At 71.8% G+C, this 18,777-nt stretch carries 19 protein-coding genes; 2 read left to right on the top strand and 17 right to left on the bottom strand.

What is annotated here, in order from left to right:
• Positions 1 to 50 precede the first annotated feature (50 nt).
• From DEU32_RS13300 to hrcA, 15 genes are all read right to left on the bottom strand, one after another.
• Positions 51 to 848 (bottom strand): isoprenyl transferase, encoded by a 798-nt coding sequence (locus DEU32_RS13300; protein WP_114850967.1) that lies wholly within the window; start codon positions 846 to 848, stop codon positions 51 to 53.
• On the bottom strand, positions 845 to 1,693 hold the full coding sequence (gene recO, locus DEU32_RS13305) for a DNA repair protein RecO (RefSeq protein ID WP_114850968.1): 849 nt from the start codon (positions 1,691 to 1,693) through the stop codon (positions 845 to 847). The genes DEU32_RS13300 and recO overlap by 4 nt, the downstream gene beginning before the upstream one ends.
• Before the next feature lie 301 nt (positions 1,694 to 1,994).
• Entirely contained in the window at positions 1,995 to 3,764 is a 1,770-nt protein-coding gene (gene leuA / locus DEU32_RS13310) for a 2-isopropylmalate synthase (RefSeq protein ID WP_114850969.1), read from the bottom strand.
• Positions 3,765 to 4,009: 245 nt separating this feature from the next.
• The gene (locus tag DEU32_RS13315) at positions 4,010 to 5,410 is read right to left on the bottom strand and encodes an ABC transporter permease (RefSeq protein WP_114850970.1); all 1,401 of its coding nucleotides are present in this window, start codon (positions 5,408 to 5,410) and stop codon (positions 4,010 to 4,012) included.
• Positions 5,407 to 6,159, bottom strand: a complete 753-nt coding sequence (locus DEU32_RS13320) for an ABC transporter ATP-binding protein (RefSeq protein ID WP_114850971.1) — start codon at positions 6,157 to 6,159, stop codon at positions 5,407 to 5,409. Before DEU32_RS13320 ends, DEU32_RS13315 begins: the two co-directional genes overlap by 4 nt.
• Before the next feature lie 112 nt (positions 6,160 to 6,271).
• Positions 6,272 to 6,961 (bottom strand): response regulator transcription factor, encoded by a 690-nt coding sequence (locus DEU32_RS13325; RefSeq protein WP_058742443.1) that lies wholly within the window; start codon positions 6,959 to 6,961, stop codon positions 6,272 to 6,274.
• Positions 6,958 to 8,196 (bottom strand): sensor histidine kinase, encoded by a 1,239-nt coding sequence (locus DEU32_RS13330; protein WP_141861199.1) that lies wholly within the window; start codon positions 8,194 to 8,196, stop codon positions 6,958 to 6,960. Before DEU32_RS13330 ends, DEU32_RS13325 begins: the two co-directional genes overlap by 4 nt.
• Before the next feature lie 56 nt (positions 8,197 to 8,252).
• Complete coding sequence (gene era / locus DEU32_RS13335) at positions 8,253 to 9,191, bottom strand: GTPase Era (RefSeq protein ID WP_058742445.1); 939 nt, start codon at positions 9,189 to 9,191, stop codon at positions 8,253 to 8,255.
• The gene (locus DEU32_RS13340; protein ID WP_114850972.1) at positions 9,188 to 10,510 is read right to left on the bottom strand and encodes a hemolysin family protein; all 1,323 of its coding nucleotides are present in this window, start codon (positions 10,508 to 10,510) and stop codon (positions 9,188 to 9,190) included. Before DEU32_RS13340 ends, era begins: the two co-directional genes overlap by 4 nt.
• A gap of 4 nt (positions 10,511 to 10,514) precedes the next feature.
• The gene (gene ybeY / locus DEU32_RS13345; protein WP_058742447.1) at positions 10,515 to 10,976 is read right to left on the bottom strand and encodes an rRNA maturation RNase YbeY; all 462 of its coding nucleotides are present in this window, start codon (positions 10,974 to 10,976) and stop codon (positions 10,515 to 10,517) included.
• A complete protein-coding gene (locus DEU32_RS13350; protein ID WP_229666903.1) occupies positions 10,973 to 12,034 on the bottom strand; it encodes a PhoH family protein in 1,062 nt (353 codons plus the stop codon). The genes ybeY and DEU32_RS13350 overlap by 4 nt, the downstream gene beginning before the upstream one ends.
• A 67-nt stretch (positions 12,035 to 12,101) precedes the next feature.
• The gene (locus DEU32_RS13355; protein ID WP_058742449.1) at positions 12,102 to 12,458 is read right to left on the bottom strand and encodes a histidine triad nucleotide-binding protein; all 357 of its coding nucleotides are present in this window, start codon (positions 12,456 to 12,458) and stop codon (positions 12,102 to 12,104) included.
• Positions 12,459 to 12,507: 49 nt separating this feature from the next.
• Complete coding sequence (locus DEU32_RS13360; protein WP_114850973.1) at positions 12,508 to 13,317, bottom strand: 16S rRNA (uracil(1498)-N(3))-methyltransferase; 810 nt, start codon at positions 13,315 to 13,317, stop codon at positions 12,508 to 12,510.
• On the bottom strand, positions 13,317 to 14,429 hold the full coding sequence (gene dnaJ / locus DEU32_RS13365) for a molecular chaperone DnaJ (RefSeq protein ID WP_114850974.1): 1,113 nt from the start codon (positions 14,427 to 14,429) through the stop codon (positions 13,317 to 13,319). Before dnaJ ends, DEU32_RS13360 begins: the two co-directional genes overlap by 1 nt.
• A 108-nt stretch (positions 14,430 to 14,537) precedes the next feature.
• Positions 14,538 to 15,560, bottom strand: coding sequence for a heat-inducible transcriptional repressor HrcA (hrcA, locus tag DEU32_RS13370; RefSeq protein ID WP_114850975.1), 1,023 nt, complete (start codon positions 15,558 to 15,560; stop codon positions 14,538 to 14,540).
• A gap of 109 nt (positions 15,561 to 15,669) precedes the next feature.
• On the opposite strand from hrcA, the gene DEU32_RS13375 reads away from it, so the two are divergent.
• Entirely contained in the window at positions 15,670 to 16,101 is a 432-nt protein-coding gene (locus DEU32_RS13375; protein ID WP_258554877.1) for a DUF4870 domain-containing protein, read from the top strand.
• A 1-nt stretch (position 16,102) separates the two neighbouring features.
• On the opposite strand, the gene hemW is transcribed toward DEU32_RS13375, so the two are convergent.
• The gene (gene hemW, locus DEU32_RS13380; RefSeq protein WP_114851015.1) at positions 16,103 to 17,338 is read right to left on the bottom strand and encodes a radical SAM family heme chaperone HemW; all 1,236 of its coding nucleotides are present in this window, start codon (positions 17,336 to 17,338) and stop codon (positions 16,103 to 16,105) included.
• A 29-nt stretch (positions 17,339 to 17,367) separates the two neighbouring features.
• Here hemW and DEU32_RS13385 point away from each other — a divergent pair, with 29 nt between their 5' ends.
• Positions 17,368 to 18,060 (top strand): HAD family hydrolase, encoded by a 693-nt coding sequence (locus DEU32_RS13385; protein WP_181819296.1) that lies wholly within the window; start codon positions 17,368 to 17,370, stop codon positions 18,058 to 18,060.
• Between the two features lie 23 nt (positions 18,061 to 18,083).
• On the opposite strand, the gene DEU32_RS13390 is transcribed toward DEU32_RS13385, so the two are convergent.
• Positions 18,084 to 18,731 (bottom strand): DUF1990 family protein, encoded by a 648-nt coding sequence (locus tag DEU32_RS13390; RefSeq protein ID WP_114850977.1) that lies wholly within the window; start codon positions 18,729 to 18,731, stop codon positions 18,084 to 18,086.
• Positions 18,732 to 18,777 lie beyond the last annotated feature (46 nt).

Raw genomic sequence — 18,777 nt, forward strand, 5'->3', positions numbered from 1 at the left:
GGTCCGTGTCGGACGGGAGGATCGTGGCGGCGCCTGCCACGCGCCTCCGGTCAGGCGGTGGGTGCGTCGACGGCGCCGCCGTACCGGCGGTCCCGGCTCGCGTACTCCTCGATCGCGCCCCAGAGGTCCGTCCGCCGGAAGTCCGGCCAGAGCCGGTCGAGGAACACCATCTCGGCGTAGGCCGACTGCCAGAGCATGAAGTTCGAGGTGCGCTGCTCCCCCGAGCTCCTGAGGAACAGGTCGACGTCCGGCAGCTCCGGCACGTACAGGCGCTTCGCCAGGGCCTTCTCGGTGACCTGGCTCGGCTTCATCCGCCCGGCGGCGACGTCCTCGGCCATGCTGCGGACGGCGTCGACGATCTCGTTCCGGCCGCCGTAGTTCACGCACATCGTCAGCGTGCAGACGTCATTGCGAGCCGTCATGCGCTCGGCGGTCTGCAGTTCGTCGACCACGCTCCGCCAGAGCCGCGGGCGCCGTCCGGCCCACCGCACCCGGACGCCCCAGGCGTGCAGCTGGTCGCGTCGGCGGTGGATGACCTCGCGGTTGAAGCCCATCAGGAAGCGGACCTCGTCCGGGGAGCGCTTCCAGTTCTCGGTCGAGAACGCGTACGCCGAGACGTGCTTGACGCCGATCTGGATGGCGCCGGCGACGACGTCGAGGAGCGAGGCCTCGCCCGCCTTGTGCCCCTCGACCCGGGTCAGTCCGCGCTGGTTCGCCCACCGTCCGTTGCCGTCCATCACGATCGCGACGTGCTCGGGCACGAACTGCGCGGGGATCGCGGGCGGCTGCTCGCCCGTCCAGTCGACGGGCTTCATCGGCTCGGACGCTGCTGACCGGCGTGGGCTCATGCAGGGGCTCCTTCGGGATCGGACGGCACGGTGTCGGTCGGGACGGGGACCGCGGGCGACGGTGTCGCGGCGACCGCGGCGGGGACCCCACCCGGCGTCGGTGCGACCGGTGCCGGCTGCTCGCTGCGGTCGACGTGCGGCAGGGACCGGAGCGATCGTTCCAGGTGCCACTGGGCGTACGCCGCCACCACGCCGGAGGCCCGGGAGCGCGTTCGTTCGTCCGCGACGTCCACGGTCGCCCAGTCGCCCGCGAGCAGCGCTCCGAGCAGGCCGAGCGTGTCGGTGTCCAGGCGCGGGGTGCCGGGCGGCGCCGCCCGGTCGGCCACGACGCCGCCGAGCTGCACGACGAAGGCGGTGTGCGGCCCGGGCTCCCCGGTCACCGCGCAGTCACCGAACGACGGCGCCCAGCCCGCGATGCTCATCGCCCGGAGCAGGTAGGAGTCGAGCGTCGCGCTCGTGACGTGCTCGCGGCGGGACAGCGAGCGCAACGCCCCGACGAGGAGCAGGTACTGCTGCAGGCCGGCGTCCGCCTCGCTCAGGCGGTCGGCGGTCTCGACCATCGCACTCGCGGCCGTGTACGCGCCGTAGTCCGCGACGATCTGGGCGCCGTACGACCCGAGGCTCTCGGCCTGCGTGACGATGTCGAGCGAGCGGCCCTCGTAGAACTGCGCGTCGACGACCATGAACGGCTCGAGCCGAGACCCGAACTTCGACGCGGTACGCCGGACGCCCTTCGCGACGGCCCGGATCTTGCCGTGCTGCCGGGAGAGCATCGTGACGATGCGGTCGGCTTCACCGAGCTTGTGGGTGCGCAACACGACGCACTCGTCCCGGTACAGCGGCATCGCACCAGTATCCCCCGCCCCGCCGACAGCGGGGTGCGGGGGGGCGACCGTTCCGCGCGTCGGAGACCGATCCGCGCGTCGGAGACCGATCCGCGCGTCGGAGACCGATCCGCGCGTCGGAGACCGCGAGTTCCGTCCTCCCATGCGCGATCCGTCCTCCCATCTCGGGCGCGATGGGACGGAACGCACCACGCGACGGCGGGCGCGACGGGTAGGGACGGGACGGCACCACGGACGGGAGGCGCGGTGCGGGTCGGACCCGCACCGCGCCTCCCGTCAGGTGGTCGCGCTGAGCGCGCGGTCAGGCGGAGACCAGCTCCGGCGCGCCGGACGCGGCCCCGGCGCGGACTGCGCGGTTCACCGCCGAGACGATCGCCTTGAGCGAGGCCGTCGCGATGTCCGCGTCGATGCCGACGCCCCACAGGCGGACGCCGTCGACGTCGAGCTCGACGTACGAGGCGGCCTGCGCGTCACCCGAGGCGCTCATCGTGTGCTCCGAGTAGTCGTACAGCGTGACGGCGACGCCCTGGTCGCGCATCACCGACAGGAACGCGTCGATCGGCCCGGTCCCGACCGCCTGCGCCTCGACCGACCCCTCGTCGACGCGCATCGCGACCGAGAGCTTCGTCGTGCCGTCGAAGTCGCTCGACGTCGCCGTCTTCGTGATCTCGTAGCGACCCCACTTGTCCTCGTCCGTGGTCGCGGGCAGGTACTCGTCGCGGAACAGGTCCCAGATGCGCTCAGACGAGAACTCGCCGCCCTCGGAGTCGGTGCGCTGCTGCACGACACCGGAGAACTCGATCTGCAGCTTGCGGGGCAGGTCGATCGCGTGGTCGGTCTTGAGCAGGTACGCGACACCGCCCTTGCCGGACTGCGAGTTGACGCGGATGACCGCCTCGTACGAGCGGCCGATGTCCTTCGGGTCGACCGGCAGGTACGGCACCGCCCAGGCGATCTCGTCGACGGTCGTCCCGGCCGCTTCGGCCTTCGCCTGCATGGCGTCGAAGCCCTTCTTGATGGCGTCCTGGTGCGACCCGCTGAACGCGGTGTACACGAGGTCGCCCGCCCAGGGCTGGCGCTCGGGCACCGGTAGCTGGTTGCAGTACTCGACCGTCCGCTTCACCTGGTCGATGTCGCTGAAGTCGATCTCCGGGTCGATGCCCTGCGTGAACAGGTTCATGCCGAGGGCGACGAGGTCGACGTTGCCGGTGCGCTCCCCGTTGCCGAACAGGCAGCCCTCGATGCGGTCAGCGCCGGCCATGTAACCGAGCTCCGCCGCGGCGACGGCCGTCCCGCGGTCGTTGTGCGGGTGCAGCGAGAGGATGACGTCCTCACGGTGGTCGAGGTTCCGCGACATCCACTCGATCGAGTCGGCGTAGACGTTCGGCGTCGCCATCTCGACCGTGGCGGGCAGGTTGATGATGACCTTGCGATCAGGGGTCGGCTCGAAGACCTCGAGCACGGCGTTGCAGATCCGGACCGCCACCTCGAGCTCGGTGCCCGTGTAGGACTCCGGTGAGTACTCGTAGAACACCGTCGTGTCGTGCTGCAGCGCCGCCTCGGCCGCCTTGCACATCCGCGCGCCCTCGACCGCGATGTCCACGACGCCCTGCACGTCCGTCCGGAAGACGACCTCGCGCTGCACGATCGACGTCGAGTTGTACAGGTGCACGATCGCCTGCTTCGCACCGTCGATCGCCTCGTAGGTGCGGTTGATGAGGTGCTCGCGGGCCTGCGTCAGGACCTGGATCGTGACGTCGTCGGGGATGGCTCCGTCGTCGATGAGCGACCGGACGAAGTCGAAGTCGGTCTGCGAGGCGCTCGGGAACCCGACCTCGATCTCCTTGTAGCCCATCCGGACGAGCAGGTCGAACATCGCCCGCTTGCGCTCGGAGTCCATCGGGTCGATCAGGGCCTGGTTGCCGTCCCGGAGGTCGACCGCGCACCACCGCGGTGCACGGTCGATGCGCTTCGTCGGCCAGGTGCGGTCGGGCAGCTCGACCGCGATCTGCTCGTGGAACGGGACGTACTTGTGGATGGGCATCCCGGAGGGGCGCTGCGTGTTCTGCATCGGTTCGTCGCTTTCGTCGTCAGGTGTGTGTCAGGCCACGACGGACTCCGCGACGAGGTGGGCCGTTGTGTCAGGCCTCGTCGCGGCAGCGAAGGAGGAGGAGTGCCGGGTACATCACCGCCACCGTAGCACTGGTACACCAGCGCGGTGCAAGTGCGTGACGCTGCCGGCGCCCGGGCCTGGGTGCTGCAGTCCTGGCCCGGGCGCTGCTGTCCGGGCACTGCTGCCCGGGCCAGGTGCCGTGCTCAGTCGACGGCGAGCGCCTCGGTCGGCGGGACCCGCATCGCGCGGCGGACCGGAGCGACGGTCGCGACCACCGCCAGGACGAGTGCGCCGACGACGACCACGGCGACGGTGCCGAGCGGCAGCACGGGCGGCACGACGGTGCCGATCGAGCCGAGGAGCGTCTGCCCGCCGACCCAGCCGTAGCAGGTGCCGAGCACGAGTCCGGTCACGACCGCCGCGACGACCATCTGCACGGCCTCGGTCACGATCATCCGCCGGACCTGCGCCCCGGTGAGCCCGAGCACACGGAGCAGACCGAGCTCACGGCGACGTTGGAGCACGCCGAGGGCGAGGGCGTTCACGACCCCGACCGCGGCGATCACGGCGGAGAACCCGACGATCACGCCCACGACGGTGTTGAGCTGCACGAAGAAGTCGCGCTGCGCCTGCAGGACCTCGGGCGTCATCGTGCCGTCGTCCATCGCGGAGAGCTGCTGCTCGAGCACGTGCTGCATGATCCCGAGCGCGACCGCGAACGTCACGAGGAGCGTCACGCCGATGACGAGTCCGATCGTGGCACGCGAGGCCCGCCCGGGCGCCCGCATCGCGTTCCGACCGGCGAGGAGCACCACGGGGTCGCGGGAGCCGATCCGTCCGATCAGCTGCAGGACCGGCGGCATCACGATGGTCGCTCCGACGGCGACGCCCGCGAAGGACACGAAGCCGCCGAGGGCAGCAGGCAGGACCGCGAACGGCGAGCTCACGCTGACGCCCAGCCCGAGCAGCATCAGCAGCGCGCCCGCGGCCATGAGCAGGATCGCCCACACCTTCCGCGCAGTGCCGGACCGGACGTCCTCGTGCGCGGGTTCGACACTCGACGACAGCGCCTGGAGCGGGGTCACCGTCAGGACGCGCCGCGACCCGGCGGCGAAGGCACCCCAGGTCGCGAGGACGACGGCGACGAGCGGCAGGACGAGCTCCCACGGGACGAGGGTGTACGCCGTGTCCGGCAGGAAGCCGTTCCCGCGCAGCACCGCGACGAACACGACCGACAGCCCGGTCCCCACGACGACACCGATCGCACCGCCGAGCGCGCCGACGAGCAGCCCGGTCCGGGTGATGCGGGCGCGGAGCGTGGCGCCCGTGGCACCGACGAGCCGCTGCAGCGCGATGATGCGCGTCTGGCCGGCGATGAGGGTGGCGCAGGTGTTGGCCGTGACGATCGCCCCGACGTACAGGGCGATGCCGAGGAAGAGCCAGCCGATCACCGCGAGGATCGCCCTGACCGGACCGAGGTCGCTCAACCCCGCCGCGGCCATCGCCTGGGTCACGACGCCCGGTGCGATCACGAGCGCCGAGCCGAAGGTGGTGCCGAGCGCCGCGACGAGCACGGTGGGCGCGAAGGCGCGGAGGCCGCTCATGCTGCCGCCTCCATCCCGAGCATCGTGGCGGAGATGTCCGACGCGGTCATCGCCGGACGGTCGTCCACGATGCGGCCGTCGGCGAGGAACAGGATGCGGTCGGCGTTCGCCGCCGCGACGGGGTCGTGCGTGACCATGACGACGCTCTGCCCCCACTCCTGCACGGCGCCACGGAGGATCCCGAGCACGTCGCGCCCGGTCCGCGAGTCGAGGGCTCCGGTCGGCTCGTCAGCGACGACGACGGCCGGACGCGAGGCCAGCGCCCGCGCGATCGCGACCCGCTGCTGCTGTCCGCCGGAGAGCTGGTGGGGACGGTGGCCCAGGCGGTTCCCGAGGCCGAGCATCTCGACCAGCCGGTCGATCCACGCCGACTCGTCCCGCGTGGGCTTCTGCCCACCGAGCAGGAACGGCAGGCGGATGTTCTCTGCGACGTCCAGGGTGGGCACGAGGTTGAACGACTGGAACACGAAGCCGAGACGGCGCCGACGCAGCTCGGTGAGCTCGCGGTCCGCCAGCCCGGTGGTCTCGACCCCGTCGATGCTGATCCGCCCCGACGACACCGCGTCGAGTCCCGCGGCGACGTGCATCAGTGTCGACTTGCCGGAGCCGGACGGACCCATCACGGCGGTGAACTCCCCCGCACCGATGTCGACGCTGACGTCGTCGAGGGCGGTGACCCGGCGCGCGGCGTCGCCGTAGTGCTTGGAGACGTGGTCGAGTCGGATGATCGGCGTCTGGTTGGTGGTCATGGCACCACCATCCCGGTCGGGAGGCACGCCCCGCGTCGGTCCGTCGTCTCCTGTGGATCGTCCGTTCGGCTCGGTTCCCTGTGAAGGGGTCATCCTGTCGGATGACGGTCGGTCACTCCGCCTTCGGCACCAGCCCGTGCTCGTGCGCGAACACCACGAGCCGCACGCGGTCCCGGAGGTCGAGCTTCGTCAGCACGCGCGAGATGTGCGTCTTCACGGTCGCCTCGCTGACGTACTCGTGCTGGGCGATCTCGCTGTTGCTGAACCCACGGGCCGCGAGGTCGAAGATCTCGCGCTCGCGCGGGGTCAGCTCGGCGAACGACGGCGGGACCGGCGCGGACTGCCCGGCGGTGTCGTCGTACCGGCGCAGGAGCTCGCGGGTGGCCGACGCGGCGAACACCGCCGTGCCGGCGTGCACCGTACGGACGGCGGCGAGCAGGAACTCGGGGTCGGCGTCCTTGAGGACGAAGCCGCTGGCCCCCGCGCGGATCGCCTTCGCCGCGGCCTCGTCGAAGTCGAACGTGGTCAGGACGAGCACCTTCGCGGCGTCCGGACCACCCTGCTCGACGATGCGGGACGTCGCGGTGATGCCGTCCATCACGGGCATCCGCACGTCCATGAGCACGACGTCCGCCCGGGTCCGGCGGACGAGCTCGACGCCCGCAGCTCCGTCGCCCGCCTCGCCGACGAAGAGGAGGTCCGGCTGCGAGTCGACGAGCATCCGGATGCCCGTGCGGAAGAGCGCCTGGTCGTCGACGAGCGCGACACGGATCTGGGGGGCGGTGGCCGCGGTGGTGGTCATCGGGTGGTGCGCTCCTGCTGGGTCGAGGTGATCCGGTCGCGGGGCATCTGCCCGCTGGCCGGGACGGCGGGCATCCGGACGGCCACCGTGAAGTCGTCGCCGCGGGGTCCTGCGGTCATCGTGCCGCCGGTCATCGTCGCCCGTTCGCGCATCCCGACGAGCCCGTGCCCGGTGCCCGGGCCGCGGGTGCCGTCGTCGGCGCGCCGGTTCACCACGGTGATCTCGACGGTGTCCGGACGGTACGTCAGCGACGCGTGCACGGGGGCTCCGGGCTGGCCGTGCTTCCACGCGTTCGTCAGGCTCTCCTGGACGATGCGGTAGACCGCGAGCTGCGTGGTGGTGGGGAGCCGTCCGGGGTCGCCCTCGCGGTCGACGCGGACGTCCAGCCCGACGTCGCGCATCTCGCCGACGAGCTTCTCGATGTCGTCGACCTCCGGCGTCGGGGCGGTCCCCTGCTCGTGCCGGAGTGCCCCGAGGAGCTCACGGACGTCGCCGAGGGCTCCGCGCGCCGTGCTCGAGATGGTGCCGAGGGCCTGGTCCGCGATCGCGGGGTCGGCCTTGAGCGCGTACCGCGCCCCGTCCGCCTGGGCGATCACCACCGCGAGCGAGTGCGCCACGATGTCGTGCATGTCCCGGGCGATCCGGACCCGCTCCTGCTCGACGGCGACGGCGCGGTCGGCCCGGGCTGCGTCCCGCTCGGCGACGAGCTGCGCTTCGCGGCTCATGCTGGCGGACCGGCGCGTCCGGACCACGAGGCCGGCGAGCCACGGCAGCAGGAGGAGCAGGAGCGTGACGGCGAAGAACGAGATCGTCACCTGCAGGGACTCCTGCAGCGGCGTCGTCGCCGTGGCCTCGCCGACCCGCACCCCGTAGTCCGTGACCCCCTCGTAGAGCGCGGCCGTGACCGACCCGCCGATGGCGGACGCCAGCCCGAGGCCCCGGACCCGCGGACTGCCGTACGCGCTCGTCGTGTACATGATCGGCGCGATGAACAGGTTCGCGATGCTCGGCGTCTGGCCCGTGACCATCTGGAACGCCGCGAAGACCCATGCGATACCGAGGGCGAGCCCCGGGGAGAGTCGGCGGAACGCCAGCGCGGCGGTCAGTCCGACCACCGTCAGCCAGCTGACCGGGCCGTCCACCCCGCGCGTCGACACCACGAGCACGAGCAGCCCGAGCACCGACGCCGTGACGACGTCGGTGACGATCTGCGAGCGCAGCATGGGACGGAACACCACCCCACGGTACGTCCGGCCGGCCACGAGCGCGTCCGTCCGGCGGATGACGCGGGTCAGAACCCCAGGCGCCCGAGCTGCTTCGGGTCGCGCTGCCACTCCTTCGCGACCTTCACCCGGATGTTCAGGTACACGTGCCGGCCGCCCAGCAGGGACTCGATCTCGGCCCGGGCACGCGACCCGACGTCCTTGAGCCGCTCGCCGCCCCGGCCGATCACGATCGCCTTCTGGCTGTCCCGCTCGACGAACAGGTTCGCGAAGATGCGCAGCGGCCCGTCCGGGTCGTCCTCGTCGTCGGGTTCCACGACGTCCTCGACCACGACGGCCAGCGAGTGCGGTAGCTCGTCGCGGACGCCCTCGAGCGCGGCTTCCCGGATGAGCTCGGCGATGCGGTCCTCGTCGGTCTCCTCGGTGACGGTCGCGTCGTCGTAGAGCTGCGGCGACTCGGGCAGCAGCGAGGTGATCTCCCCGAGGAGCGCCTCGAGCTGCAGGCCCTTCGTGCCCGAGGTCGGGACGATGGCGTCCCAGTCGCGCAGCTTCGAGACCGCCAGGAGCTGCTCCCCCACGGTGTCCTTCGCGGTGCGGTCGATCTTCGTCACGATCGCGATCTTCTTCGCGCGCGGGTACTGGTCGAGCGACTCGTTGATCCAGCGGTCGCCGGGGCCGATCGGTTCGTTCGCCGGCACGCAGAACCCGATCACGTCGACGTCGCCGAGCGTGGACTGCACGAGGTCGTTCAGTCGCTCGCCGAGGAGCGTCCGTGGCCGGTGCACGCCGGGGGTGTCGACGATGATGACCTGGCCGTCGGGTCGGTGCACGATGCCGCGGATCGCGCGCCGCGTGGTCTGCGGCTTCGACGACGTGATCGCCACCTTCTCGCCGACGAGCGCGTTGGTGAGCGTCGACTTGCCGACGTTCGGGCGACCGACGAACGACACGAAGCCGGCGCGGTAGGGGCGCTCGGGGGTGGTCGGTCCGGTCTCGGTGTCGGTCATGCGTTCGTGGTTCCCGTCGTGGTCGGTGTCGTGTCGTCGAGGGCGTCCTCGGCGTCCTGCAGCGCGGCGGTCCGCTCCGCGAGGACGGTGACCAGGTGGCGGCGCTTGCCCTCCACCCGGTCGGCGGTGAGCAGCAGACCGGACACGCTGACCTGCTCGCCGCTCACCGGCAGTCGGCCGAGTTCCTTGGTGAGGAGTCCGCCGGCGGTGTCGACGTCGTCGTCCTCGAGCTCGATGCCGAACAGGTCGCCGAGCTCGTCGATCGGCAGCCGGGCCGCGATGCGCCAGACGCCGGGCTCGACCTCGGTGCGGTCGACGACGGTGCGGTCGTACTCGTCGGAGATGTCCCCGACGAGCTCCTCGATGAGGTCCTCCATCGTGACGAGCCCGGCGACGCCGCCGTACTCGTCGACGACCAGGACCAGGTGGTTCTTCGCGAGCTGCATGTGCCGGAGGGTGTCGTCGGCGTGCTTCGACTCCGGCACGAACTCGGCCGGACGCAGCAGCGTCGTCACGGGTTCCTGCCCCGCACCCTGCCGTTCGTACAGCGCGCGGGACACATCGCGCAGGTACAGCACCCCGAGGACGTCGTCGCTGTCCTTGCCGGTCACGGGCATGCGCGACACCCCGGCGACGAGGAACTGCTCCATCCCGGCCGCGAGGGTGTCGTCCCCGTCGACGGTGAGCATGTCGGTGCGCGGCACCATGACCTCGCGCACGAGGGTGTCGCTGAACTCGAAGACCGAGTGGATGAGCTCCCGGTCGTCCTGCTCGAGCACGTTGCTCTCGGTCGCTTCGTCGACGAGCGACAGCAGCTGCTCCTCGCTCGACACCGTCGACGCGCTGCGACCGCGTCCGGGCGTGACCCGGTCACCGATCGCGACGAGCAGCCCGGCGAGCGGACCGAGCACGATCCGGACACCGCGGACGAGCCCGCCGGTCGCGGCGATGAAGCGCTCGGCGTGCGCCCGCCCGACGCTGCGCGGACTGGACCCGACGAGCACGAACGAGACAGCGGTCATGATCGCCGCGGACACGATGAGCGCCACCCACCAGGTGTCGAACACCGTGACGAGTGCGATGGTCACGAGCACCGCGGCGGCGGTCTCGGCCAGGACGCGGACGAAGTTCAGGGCGTTGACGTGCGCGCCGACGTCGTCCGCGATCGCCTCGATCGCCCGACGGCGGCTGCTGTCCTTCGCGATCTCGTCGAGGTCGGCGCGGGACAGCACCGTGAGCGCTGCGTCGGACGCGGCCAGCAGACCACCGACGACGACGAGCACGAACGCCACCGCGAGCAGGACGGCGACGAGCACCATCAGGTCACCGCCCGCGCTGCTGGGCGGCGAACGCGGAGAGGATCTCGCCCTGGAGTCCGAACATCTCGGCCTTCTCCTCCGGCTCGGCGTGGTCGAACCCGAGCAGGTGCAGGATGCCGTGGCAGGTGAGGAGCAGCATCTCGTCGGTGCTCGTGTGCCCGGCGGTCTTCGCCTGCTCCGCCGCGACCTGCGGGCAGACGACGATGTCCCCGAGGAGTCCGGCGGGCGTCGGCTCGTCCTCGGTCCCTGGTCGCAGCTCGTCCATCGGGAAGCTCAGCACGTCGGTCGGGCCGGGCTCGTCCATCCACCGGACGTGGAGCTGCTCCATGGCGCCCTCGTCGACGAGCACGATCGCGAGCTCCGCGTCCGCGTGGACGTGCATCGCGTCGAGCGCGAAGGCGGCGAGGCGCTGGATGGCTGCCTCGTCGACCTCGACGCCGGACTCGTTGTTGAGCTCGATGCTCACCGGTTGCCTCCTCGGGCGTCGTTCTGGGGGTACGGGGACTGCTGCCGGTCCTGCGGCGGCCGTCCCCGACGCTCGGCGCGGTTCGCTCCGGCGGGGTTGCCGGCGGGCGCGGTGCCCCGACCGCCGGGGCGGTGTCCGGCCTGCTCGGCGAGACGTTCCTCGTCGTAGACGGTGTAGGCGTCGACGATCCGGCCGACGAGCGTGTGGCGGACGACGTCCTCGCTGCCGAGCCGGGCGAAGTGGATGTCCTCGACGTCGCCGAGGATCCGCGTCACGAGCCGGAGCCCGGACAGGTTGCCGGGCAGGTCGACCTGGGTGATGTCGCCCGTGACGACCATCTTCGACCCGAAGCCCAGGCGCGTCAGGAACATCTTCATCTGCTCGGGCGTGGTGTTCTGCGCCTCGTCGAGGATCACGAACGAGTCGTTGAGCGTCCGGCCGCGCATGTAGGCGAGCGGAGCGACCTCGACCGTGCCGGCGGCGAGGAGCTTCGGGACCAGCTCCGGGTCCATCATCTCGTTCAGCGCGTCGTACAGCGGGCGCAGGTAGGGGTCGATCTTGTCGGTCAGCGTGCCCGGCAGGAACCCGAGCCGCTCGCCGGCCTCGACCGCGGGGCGGGTCAGGATGATCCGGTTCACCTCGCGCCGCTGCAGGGCCTGGACCGCCTTGGCCATCGCCAGGTAGGTCTTGCCGGTACCGGCCGGACCGATGCCGAACGTGATGGTGTGCTCGTCGATGGCGTCGACGTAGGCACGCTGCCCGTCCGTCTTCGGACGCACCGACTTGCCGCGGCTCGAGACGATCGGGGTGCCGAACGTGTCCGAGGGCTTGCGGTCGTCGTCGAGCATCCGTGCGGAGACCGGGATGTCGGACGGCCCGATGTCCTGGCCGCGCCGGACCATCCCGACGAGCTCGTCGACGAGCGCGTGGGCGCGGGCGACGTCCCGCTCCGGGCCGGTCAGTGTCACCTCGTTGCCGCGGACCAGGACCCGCACGCCCGGGTACTGCCGTTCGACGGTCTTGAGCAGGCGGTCCTGGGGGCCGAGGAGCTGGACCATCGCGATGCCGTCGACCTGGATGTCGACGGTGACGTCCGACGGTTCGGCGTCGTGGTGGGCGGTCGTGTCAACCGGCAAGGAGGTTCCCTTCGTGCAGTTCGCCCGCGAGCACGTGCGCGTGCACGTGGAAGACGGTCTGGCCGGCGGCTTCGCCGGTGTTGAAGACGAGTCGGTACTGCCCACCCGCGCGCTCGTCGGCGATGCGCTGGGCGGTGGCGACGACGTGGGCCAACAGGTCCGGGTCGCCCGCGGCGAGGGCGCCGACGTCGCGGTACTGCTCGGTCTTCGGGATCACGAGCACGTGCACCGGGGCCTGCGGCGCGATGTCCTCGATCGCGATCACGCGGTCGTCCTCGGCCACGACGGTGGCGGGGATCTCGCGCGCGATGATCTTCGAGAAGACGCTCGGGGTGCTGGTGCTCATTGGTCCATCGTAGAACGCGGGTCCGACGCCGGGCCTTCCCGGTCCACCGCTACCAGCGTCCGAGCCGCGTCTGGAGGACGGCCAGGGCCGCCGGGCCCGCGGTGGAGGTGCGCAGCACCGTGTCGCCGAGCCGTACCCGCACCGCACCGGCGTGCTCGAGCCGGTCGAACTCGGCGCTGTCGATCCCGCCCTCCGGGCCGACCACCAGGACGATCTCGTCGACGTCCGCCGGCGGTTCCCACGCCGACAGCCGCACCGCGCCCACCGGGTCCAGCACGACCAGCGCACGCCGAACCTCCTGGCCGACACCCGACGACGGGCCGACACCCGACGACGGGCCGACACCCGACGACGGGCCGACACCCGACGACGATGCCAGCTGCGCCGTCGTCACCGGCGCGTCCACCTCGGGCACGCGCGACCGGACGGCCTGCTTGGCGGCTTCCTGCGCGATCGCGGCCCAGCGGGTCCGGCCCTTCTCGACCTTCGCGCCGTCCCACCGGGACACGCTCCGCGCCGCTGCCCACGGGACGATGCGGTCCACCCCGATCTCGGTCGCCGCCTGCACCGCCATCTCGTCACGGCCGCCCTTCGCGAGCGCCTGCACGAGCACGAGCGCCGGTCGGGACGCCGACTCGACCGTGACGGCGTCGACGACGAGCGTCAGCTCGTCGCGACCCGTCGAGGCGACCGTCCCGGCCACCACGGTGCCGCGGCCGTCGGCGATGCGCAGGGCCTCGCCGACCCGGACCCGCGCGACCGACACGGCGTGCCGGCCCTCGGGTCCGTCGAGCGTGACGGTGTCACCGACCCCGACGCCGTCGAGAGCGCCGGGGTCGACCAGGTGCAGGGACGCCATCAGAAGTGCAGGAAGCGGTCGCGCAGCTTGCCGAACATGCCCTGCTGGAACCGGGCGAGCTGCGGCTTCGCGGCCTTGTGCGACTTCGCGAGCTGCTCGACGAGCTGGCGTTCCTTGTGCGACAGCTTGGTCGGGGTGACGACCTGCACGCCGACGCGCAGGTCACCGCGACCGTTGCCACGGAGCTTGGTGACGCCTCGGTCCTTGATCACGAGCACGTCCGCGCTCTGCACGCCCGCGCGGAGTTCGAGCTCGACCGGCCCGTCCAGACCGTCGATCGTGGTGTGCGCGCCGAGGATCGCGTCGGTCATCTGGACCTCGAGCGTCGCGAGCAGGTCGTCGCCGTCGCGGCTGAAGACGTCGTGGTGGCGGACCTTCACCTCGAGGTACAGGTCGCCCGAGGGACCGCCGGCCGGGCCGACCTCGCCCTGACCGGGCATCTGCAGCCGGAGTCCGGTCTCGACGCCGGCGGGGACGTCGACCGGGATCGTGCGTCGGGCACGGACGCGGCCCTGGCCCTGGCAGGTCGGGCAGGGACTCGGGATGACGGTGCCGTAGCCGCGGCAGGTGCCGCACGGGGCGCTCGTCACCACGTTGCCGAGGAGCGAGCGGACCTGGCGCTGGATGTGGCCGCTGCCACCGCAGATGTCGCACGTGCGCGGGCTCGTGCCCGGTGCGCAGCACGAACCGTTGCAGGTCTCGCAGACGACGGCCGTGTCGACCTCGACGTCCTTGTGGGTGCCGAAGACGACCTCGTCGAGGTCGACCTCGATCCGCAGCAGGGCGTCCTGGCCGCGCTCGGCGCGGCTGCGCGGGCCGTTGCCCCGGCCGCCACCACCGCCGCCGCCGAAGAACGCGTCGAAGATGTCGCTGAACCCGCCGGCACCGCCGCCGAAGGGGCTGTCCGCCTGCGGTCCGGCGTCGTACCGCCGCCGCTGCTCGGGGTCGCTCAGCACGTCGTACGCGTGCGTCACGTCCTTGAAGCGCTCGGCCGCGTCCGGGCTCGGGTTCACGTCCGGGTGCAGCTCGCGCGCGAGCCGGCGGTACGCCTTCTTGATGTCGGCATCGGAGGCGTCCTGCTGGACGCCGAGGACGTCGTAGTGGTCTGCCACGTATCCCTCAGTCGGTTCGGTCGGTGCGGCGTTCGCCGCCGGTCAGGTCGGTCTGGAGGCACGGATCACCCGGTCGGGGCGTCGTGCGCCCGTCGGGGGCCGGCTCCGTCAATGGTCGCCCAGGAGCTTGGACAGGTACCGAGCGACGGCGCGCACCGCGGCCATGTTCGTGCCGTAGTCCATCCGCGTCGGCCCGAGCACCCCGAGCCGCGCGACCTCGCCACCGCCGGCCAGGTAGCCGCCGGCGACGATGCTCGTGGCGTCGAGCCCGTACTCGGCGTTCTCGGCGCCGATGCTCGCGGCGACCGCGACGTCGTCCACCTGCATCTCGCCGAACAGCCGGAGCAGCGTGACCTGCTCCTCGATCGCCTCGAGCACGGGGAACAGGCCGCCGGAGAAGTCCCGTTCGCTCTTCGCGAGGTTCGCCGCCCCGGCCATCACCAGGCGGTCCTGACGGTTCGCCGCGACCTGCTCGATGAGCGTCGCGACGACGACACCGGCGAGTGTCTGGGCGTCGGGGCGGAGCTGCTGCGGGACCGCCCGGAGCGCTCGGGGCACGTCGTGCAGGAGCAGCCCGACGGACGCACCGTTGAGCACGGAGCGCAGTTCGCCGAGCGCGGCTTCGTCGAGCGCGACGTCGGTCTCGACGACGCGCTGCTCGACCCGGGCGGTGTCGGTGATGAGCACCACCATGAGCCGGGTGTCGCCGAGCCGGACGAGTTCGATGTGCTGCACCCGGGCGCGCACCATCGACGGGTACTGGACGAGTGCGACCTGGTTCGTGAGCTGGCTGAGCAGCCGGACGGTGCGCCCGAGCACCTCGTCGAGGTCGTTCGGGGTGCCGAGGAACGTCTCGATCGCGTGCCGTTGCGCACTGGACAGCGGGCGGGCGGCTGCGAGGTGGTCGACGAAGACCCGGTACCCCTTGTCGGTCGGCACCCGGCCGGACGAGGTGTGCGGGGCCACGATGAGCTGTTCGTCCTCGAGCAGGGCCATGTCGTTCCGGATCGTCGCAGCGCTCACCCCGAAGGCGTGGCGGTCGACGATCGACTTCGAACCGACGGGCTCTCGGGACGCGACGTAGTCCCGCACGATGGCCTTGAGGACCTCGAGGGAGCGTTCGCTGACCATCCGGACCCCTTCCGTTCGATGCTGGCACTCGGACGTCTCGACTGCTGATCCTACGCCCGACCGCCGACGGACCGGGACCCGGGCGGGCCCCTCCCGCTACGCTCTGGGCATGAGCTACGGACAGCAGCCCGGAGGGCCCTACGACCAGCAGCCCGGGGGGCCGGCGAACCCCGGCGGACCGCAGTACCCGCAGGGGTACCAGGTCCCGCAGCCGATGTCGCCGGAGGACCAGCGTCTGTGGGCGACCCTGACGCACGTCGGCGGCATCTTCTTCAACTTCCTCGTGCCGTTGATCGCCTACCTGGTGCTCCGCGACCGTGGGTCGTTCATCAAGGAGCACACCCGCACGGCGCTGAACTTCCACATCACGGCGGCCATCGCGTACATCGTCTCGGGACTGCTCTGCATCGTGCTGATCGGCTTCGTGCTGCTCCCGATCATCGGGGTGCTCGTCATCGTCTTCGCGATCATGGCGGCGATCGCGGCCAACCGTGGCGACCTCTACAAGTACCCGCTCACGATCGAGTTCATCAAGAACTAGGTCACTCGAGCAGCTCGCGGACCACTGCGTCCGCGAGCAGTCGGCCCTGGAGCGTCAGCTCGAGTCGACCTTGCACCGCGGCCGGACCGTCCACGAGTCCGCGCGCGATGAGCCCGGCGACGCGCTCACGTGCCGACGATCGGAGCTCCGCCGTGGTCAGCTCGCCGCGGACCCGCGCGGCGAGCAGGACGCGCTCGACGTACCGGGTCTCGTCGTCGAGCGTCTCGCGGCCGGCTGCAGGTGACTCCCCTGCGAGCACCCGGTTCGCGTACGCGGCCGGGTGCTTCACGTTCCACCAGCGGGTGCCGGCCACGGCCGAGTGCGCGCCCGGTCCGATCCCCCACCAGTCGTGTCCCTTCCAGTACGACAGGTTGTGCCGGCTCGCGTGCTGCGCCGGACCGCCGTCCGCGTCCGCACTGGCCCAGTTCGAGACCTCGTACCAGGCGTAGCCGGCGTCGCCGAGGACCCGGTCCGCCAGCTCGTACATGTCGGCGGCGACGTCGTCGTCCGGCGCCGGGAGCTCGCCGCGGGACACCGCGCGGCCCATCGCCGTGCCGTCCTCGACAATGAGCGAGTAGGCCGAGACGTGGTCGGGTCGGCACGCCAGCGCCGCGTCGAGCGAGGCCCGCCAGTCGTCCAGCGACTCGCCGGGCGTCGAGTAGATGAGGTCGAGCGAGACGTCGAGCCCGTGTTGCTTCGCGAGGTCGACGACGACGGGCACGCGCTCGGGGTCGTGCGTCCGGTCGAGCGTCGCGAGGACGTGCGGCACCGCGGACTGCATGCCGTAGCTCATCCGCGTGAAGCCCGCGCGCTGCAGGGTGCCGATCGCGTCCGCGTCGACGGAGTCCGGGTTCGCCTCGGTCGTGACCTCTGCACCGGGCAGGATCCCCCACGTGTCGTCGATCGCCCGCAGGATCATCGCCAGGTCCGACGCCGGGAGCATGGTCGGGGTACCGCCGCCGAAGAACACCGTGGAGACCGGTCGGCGCGGGACACCGGAGCGGTCGAGCACCTCGGCCGCCCAGGCGATCTCCTGCACCGCGTGGCCGGCGTAGTCGTCGCGGCGGACCCCGCGGAGCTCGGATGCCGTGTAGGTGTTGAAGTCGCAGTAGCCGCAGCGCACCCGGCAGAACGGCACGTGCACGTACACGCCGAAGGGGACGTCGCCCGCTCCGGGCCCGGGGGTGACCAGGCCGTCCGACGGCGCGGGGTCGACGATCGGCAGAGCACTCGGCATGGACTCCATTGTCGGTCATGATGGAGGGCATGGAGCACCACACCGTCCCCACCACGGTGCTGTGGGACATCGACGGCACCCTCGTGTTGAACGCCGTCTCGCCCGGCAACCTGTACCACCTCGCGCTCGAACGGGCCGTCGGTCGCGACCTCGCCCTGCGCGTCGGACACCAGCACGGGCGCACCGACGCGGGACTCATCGCCGAGCACGTCCGGGCGCACCACCTCGACGACGCGCTCATCCCCACCGTCACCGGGCACCTGCGGGACCTGACCGACGAGCGGCACCGGCGGGGTGACCGTCGTTCGCCCGCGCCGGGGGCGACCGCGCTCGTGCAGCGGTTCGCCGCCCTCGGCTGGCGGAACGGGCTGCTCACCGGCAACTCCGAGCACCGGGCGCGCGTGAAGCTCGCCGGCGCCGGGTTCGCCGTGGAGGCCTTCGACTGGGAGCACTCGTTCTTCGGTGACGAGGAGGTCGACCGCTCCGGCGTGACCTCCAGGGCCGCCGCCGCACTGGCGGGCACCCGCGCCGTGATCGTCGGGGACACGCCGCGGGACGGGGAGGCCGCGGACACCGCTGGCATCCCGTTCCTCGCCGTCGCGACCGGGGTCTACGACGTCGACGCCCTCCGCGCGACCAACGCCGTCACGGTCGCGCGGGACTGCGTGCAGGACGCCGGGCTGATCGAGGACGCGATCGCCGCGCTCCCCCCGCTGCGGTAACGCATCCGGCGCGGAGCGGAGCGTCAGTCGCCGCGCAGCGCCTCGAGGTACTTCGCCGCCATGACCTTCTGCTGCCGCTTGAGCAGCGGCGCCAGGAAGCGCCACTTCGGGCTCGCCGGCTGCGAGAACTGCCGGACCTGCAGCCACACCGACCCGTCGGCGGTGCGCTCGACCACGAACGACTCCTCGCCGGACAGCGGATGCCCCTCGAGGGTGCCGTAGGCGAAGCCCTTGCGGTCGGTCTCGTCGATGATCGACACGACCCGGACCGGCGCGTGCACGGTCTGGCCGAACGCGTGCATCTCGAGCGTGGCCGTCGTGCCGGCGGTCAGCAGCGGCGTGCCGTCGGCCGCGAACTTCTCGACGCGCGGCGTCCCGATCGATGCCGGTGCGATCGGCACGCCCCGCTCGTCGAAGGTGACCGGGTTGTACCGCACCTCGTCGTCGTCGGGCTGGTCCTCGACGCGCACCCGGATGCCGCTGCGCTCCTGGATCTGCCAGGACAGCGTCTGTGTGACGGCGGTCTCGAAGCGCTGGTCGCCGTGCCCGATCCGGGCCCGTGACTCCGCCGGGACGAAGCCCTCGGGCGGGTAGGTCATGAGGTCCGCCGCCTGGGTCGCGCCCACGGCGCCGTACGTCAGGGCGGTCCGGTAGCTGCCGCGGGAACTCATGCGGCAAGCCTACCCGGGCGGCTCGGGCGCACCCGCCCGGGCTCCG

Source organism: Curtobacterium sp. AG1037, from assembly GCF_003349855.1.
Taxonomy (GTDB): Bacteria; Actinomycetota; Actinomycetes; order Actinomycetales; family Microbacteriaceae; genus Curtobacterium; species Curtobacterium citreum.

Excerpts from the sequence above, each read along its gene's own strand:
- DEU32_RS13300 (WP_114850967.1), bottom strand. The coding sequence starts at position 848 with ATGAGCCCACGCCGGTCAGCAGCGTCCGAGCCGATGAAGCCCGTCGAC.
- recO (WP_114850968.1), bottom strand. The coding sequence starts at position 1,693 with ATGCCGCTGTACCGGGACGAGTGCGTCGTGTTGCGCACCCACAAGCTC.
- leuA (WP_114850969.1), bottom strand. The coding sequence starts at position 3,764 with ATGCAGAACACGCAGCGCCCCTCCGGGATGCCCATCCACAAGTACGTC.
- DEU32_RS13315 (WP_114850970.1), bottom strand. The coding sequence starts at position 5,410 with ATGAGCGGCCTCCGCGCCTTCGCGCCCACCGTGCTCGTCGCGGCGCTC.
- DEU32_RS13320 (WP_114850971.1), bottom strand. The coding sequence starts at position 6,159 with ATGACCACCAACCAGACGCCGATCATCCGACTCGACCACGTCTCCAAG.
- DEU32_RS13325 (WP_058742443.1), bottom strand. The coding sequence starts at position 6,961 with ATGACCACCACCGCGGCCACCGCCCCCCAGATCCGTGTCGCGCTCGTC.
- era (WP_058742445.1), bottom strand. The coding sequence starts at position 9,191 with ATGACCGACACCGAGACCGGACCGACCACCCCCGAGCGCCCCTACCGC.
- DEU32_RS13340 (WP_114850972.1), bottom strand. The coding sequence starts at position 10,510 with ATGGTGCTCGTCGCCGTCCTGCTCGCGGTGGCGTTCGTGCTCGTCGTC.
- DEU32_RS13350 (WP_229666903.1), bottom strand. The coding sequence starts at position 12,034 with ATGGTCCAGCTCCTCGGCCCCCAGGACCGCCTGCTCAAGACCGTCGAA.
- DEU32_RS13355 (WP_058742449.1), bottom strand. The coding sequence starts at position 12,458 with ATGAGCACCAGCACCCCGAGCGTCTTCTCGAAGATCATCGCGCGCGAG.
- DEU32_RS13360 (WP_114850973.1), bottom strand. The coding sequence starts at position 13,317 with ATGGCGTCCCTGCACCTGGTCGACCCCGGCGCTCTCGACGGCGTCGGG.
- hrcA (WP_114850975.1), bottom strand. The coding sequence starts at position 15,560 with ATGGTCAGCGAACGCTCCCTCGAGGTCCTCAAGGCCATCGTGCGGGAC.
- DEU32_RS13375 (WP_258554877.1), top strand. The coding sequence starts at position 15,670 with ATGAGCTACGGACAGCAGCCCGGAGGGCCCTACGACCAGCAGCCCGGG.
- hemW (WP_114851015.1), bottom strand. The coding sequence starts at position 17,338 with ATGCCGAGTGCTCTGCCGATCGTCGACCCCGCGCCGTCGGACGGCCTG.
- DEU32_RS13385 (WP_181819296.1), top strand. The coding sequence starts at position 17,368 with ATGGAGCACCACACCGTCCCCACCACGGTGCTGTGGGACATCGACGGC.
- DEU32_RS13390 (WP_114850977.1), bottom strand. The coding sequence starts at position 18,731 with ATGAGTTCCCGCGGCAGCTACCGGACCGCCCTGACGTACGGCGCCGTG.